Here is a 3,495-nt window from a genome sequence, read left to right as displayed (position 1 = left end):
CCGGCCGCGCCGCCCGACCTGCGCGGCGCCGCGCTCGGCCCCGGCCGCGCGGCCTACGACACCGCCGACCCCGCCCGCGCGGTGCGCGGCGCCGCCGGGCCGCAGGTGTTCGGCGACTGGCTCGCCGGCCTGTTCGCGCTGGCCAGGCAGGAGGTCCTCGACCACGGCGGGTCCGTCCTCGCCGTCCTGGACGAGCTGGTCGGCGCGCTCACCGACGAGGACTTCCTCATCGCGCTGCCCGCGCTGCGGCAGGCGTTCGAGTACTTCCCGCCGCGCGAGCGCGAGGCCATCGCCGGGCAGCTGCTCGCGCGCCGGGGCGTGCACGGCTCCGGCCGCGCGCTGCTGCGCCCGTCCGGGGACCCGCTCGCCGTCGCCGAGGCGCGCGCCCTGGAGGAGCGCGTCGACCGCGCCCTGGAAACAGCCGGACTCACCGCCGGACTCACCGGAGGACGACCATGACCCCCGACCCCGCCGCGGACCTGGAGCGCTGGCGGCTCATCCTCGGCGCCCCCGCCGAGGCCGCCACCGGGCCGGCCGGCGGGGCGCCCCCCCCCCCCCCCCCCCCCCCCCCCCCCCCGCCCGGCGCCGCCCCCGCGGAGCCCGACCGCGCCCTCGGCTGGCTCTACGGCCGCGATCCCGAACTGGCGCGGCGCGGCGTCCGGGCCCGCGCCCCCGGCACCGGCGACGGGTCCGGCGGCGACTCCGCCGGCGGGCGCTCCGACGACCGCACCGGTGGCAGCGGGCCGTCCGCGCTCACCACCGTCGACTGGCTCGACGACGTGCACCGGCTGTTCCCCAAGGAGACCATCGAGCGGCTCGAACGCGACGCCGTCGAACGCTACGAGATCCACGACATCGTCACCGACCCGGCCGTGCTGGAGCGGATCGAGCCCGACCGGTCGCTGCTGCGCGCCGTCCTGCGCACCAAGCACCTGATGAACCCGGAGGTGCTCGCGCTCGCGCGGCGGATCGTCGACGCCGTGGTGCGGGAGCTGATGGACAAGCTCGCCACCGAGGTCAGGCAGGCGTTCCACGGGACCCGGTCGCGGCGCCCGAGCCGGATCCGCAACTCCCGCAACTTCGACTTCCACGGGACGGTCCGCGCCAACCTCGCGCACTACCGGCCCGACGAGCGCCGCCTCTACATCGAGAGCCCGCGGTTCCTGTCGCGGACCCGCCGGCACGTCGAGCAGTGGCAGATGATCCTGCTGGTCGACCAGTCCGGCTCGATGCTCGACTCGGTGATCCACTCGGCGGTCACCGCCGCCTGCCTGTGGGGGCTGCCGGGCCTGAGGACGCACCTCGTCGCGTTCGACACCTCCGTCGTGGACCTGACGTCCGACGTCACCGACCCGGCGGAGCTGCTGATGAAGGTGCAGCTCGGCGGCGGCACCGACATCGCCCGCGCGGTCGCCTACGGCGCCGGGCTGGTCGACAACCCGCGCCGCGCGATCGTCGCCGTCATCAGCGACTTCTACGAGGGCGGGGACGCCGGGCGGCTCGTCCGGGAGGTGCGGCGGCTGGCCGAGCAGGGCACCTGCGTGCTCGGCCTCGCCGCGCTGGACGAGGAGGCCAACCCCACCTACGACCGCGACATGGGGCGCCGCCTCGCCGCCGTCGGCGCGCACGTCGGCGCGATGACCCCCGGCCGGCTCGCCGAGTTCGTCGCGGAGAGGATCGGATCGTGACGCGCGCCGACCTGCTCGCGCTGACGCCGGACGCGCTCGCCGCCCTCGCCAACCGGGGGCTGGTCAAGCGCGCCGCGAAGGACCTGGACGCGGGCAACGGACCGGAGATGACCGTCGCGCCGGACGGCGGTGTCGAGGGCCGGTACGCCGACGGCACCGCGGCGGCGCTGCCGGCGGGCGCGGGCCTGGAGGCCGCGACCTGCACCTGCGCGGCGACCGGGACGTGCCGCCACCAGATCTGCCTCGTCCTGGCCTACCAGCGCGACGCCGCCGCCGAAGACCCCGCCGACCCGGAAGAAGGCCCCGCCGAGGCGGCCGGCTGGTCGCCCGGGTCACTGGACGACGACGCGCTCGCCGCCGTCCTCGGCCGCCGCGCCATCACCGCCGCCCGCCGCACCCACCGCGCCGGGTACGCGGCCACGATCCACCGGCCGACCGCCGCCGACCCCGTCGCGCGGGTCGAATTGCAGACCTGCACGGTCCGGTTCCTCGTGCCCGGCGAACTCGGCTACGTGCACACCGACGCCGTCGCGTCCGTACGCGGCGAGATGACCGTGCTGGCCGCCTGGGCGTTCCGCGCCGCCGACGAGCGCGGCCTGAGCGGCGAGGACGTCCGGCTCGACGTCGGAGGCGACGCGAAGAGCGGGCACGGGGGCGGCGGGCTCGACGCGGCGGCCGGCCTGGTGGACCAGGTCCTCCTGGAAGGCGCCGTGCACGCCGGGCCCGTCCTCGCCACCGCGCTGCGCCGCGCCGCCACCGAGCTGGCCGCGCGGAACCTGCACTGGCCCGCCGGGGCGTTCGACGACCTCGCCGGGCAGCTCGCCGCCTATCACGAGCGCGACGCCGCCCACGACCCCGCGCGGTTCGCCGCGCTGATCGCCGAGGTGCACGCCCGGCACCGCGCGTCCGCCGCCGGCGGCGGCCCGCGCTCGCAGGTGCTCGGCACCGACGAGTCCGCCGAGACGCCGCTGCGCCGGGTCCGGCTCACCGCGCTCGGCTGCCGCGTCGGCGGCACCGACCGCGTCCGCACCGCCGACGTCTTCCTCGCGCACGCCGGCACCGGCGTCGTCCTGGTGCTCAAGCGCCGCTGGAACGTCCCGGACGGCGACGTGCTCACCGGCGCCGACCTCGCCGGGCGCCGCGTCCTCGGCTCCCCGCTGCGCGCCCTCGCCGCCGCGAACGTCGTGTCGGAGAGCGCCGCCCGCAGCGCCGGACGGGTCGTCCGCGTCGCCGCCGGACGGATCGCCAAGACCACCGTGACGCCGCTCGGCGACGCCTGGGAGGGGCTGCCCGCCGGGCTGCTCGTCCGCGGCCTGAAGGCCGAGGAGCAGGCGCTGGACGCGCTGCCGCCCCGCCTGGTCCGCCCGCGCGTGGAGGCGGAGCTGGTGCGCGCCGTCGAGATCGCCGAGGTGCGGGACGTCGGCTACCACCCGGGCGCGCAGCGGCTGGAGGCGGTGATCGCGGACGCGGCCGGCGCGACGGCCGTCGTGTCCGCCGAGCACGGTCCCTGCCGGCCCGCCGCGCTCGACGCCCTCGCGGCGGCGCTCGCCGACGCGCCCCGCATGGTGACCGGCGCCGTCCACCGGGACCGGGGCGGGCTCGTCATCGACCCGTTCGCGGTGCTGACCGCATCGGGCACCGTCGTCCCGGACCTGGCGCCCGGCGACGGCGCCGCCGCGCTCGACGGCCCGTCCGCCGCCGCCGCCGACCCGCTCGGCGAGATCGGGCGGGCCGCGCTCGACGTCTGCGCCGAGGCCGCGCACCGCGGCCTGCTGCACGCCACGCCCGGCCTGCGCGACCGCATCGC

The 3,495-nt window shown here is 78.3% G+C and carries 3 protein-coding genes; all 3 read left to right on the top strand.

The window, feature by feature from the left end; all coding sequences use genetic code 11:
* Positions 1 to 459: DUF5682 family protein (locus ABD296_RS48990; RefSeq protein WP_344285284.1), on the top strand; the 459-nt coding region annotated here is incomplete at its 5' end.
* A complete protein-coding gene (locus ABD296_RS48985) occupies positions 456 to 1,688 on the top strand; it encodes a VWA domain-containing protein (RefSeq protein ID WP_344285281.1) in 1,233 nt (410 codons plus the stop codon). The genes ABD296_RS48990 and ABD296_RS48985, both read left to right, overlap by 4 nt.
* A partial coding sequence (locus ABD296_RS48980) for a hypothetical protein (protein WP_344285278.1) occupies positions 1,685 to 3,495 on the top strand: 1,811 nt, incomplete at its 3' end. The genes ABD296_RS48985 and ABD296_RS48980, both read left to right, overlap by 4 nt.

The organism is Actinomadura napierensis (assembly GCF_039529375.1).
GTDB classification, from domain to species: Bacteria; Actinomycetota; Actinomycetes; order Streptosporangiales; family Streptosporangiaceae; genus Spirillospora; species Spirillospora napierensis.
The sequence above is the reverse complement of the archived record's forward strand: the minus strand, read 5'-3'. Positions and strand labels throughout refer to the sequence as shown.

Coding starts and splice junctions, on each gene's coding strand:
- ABD296_RS48985 (WP_344285281.1), top strand. CDS start 456: ATGACCCCCGACCCCGCCGCGGACCTGGAGCGCTGGCGGCTCATCCTC.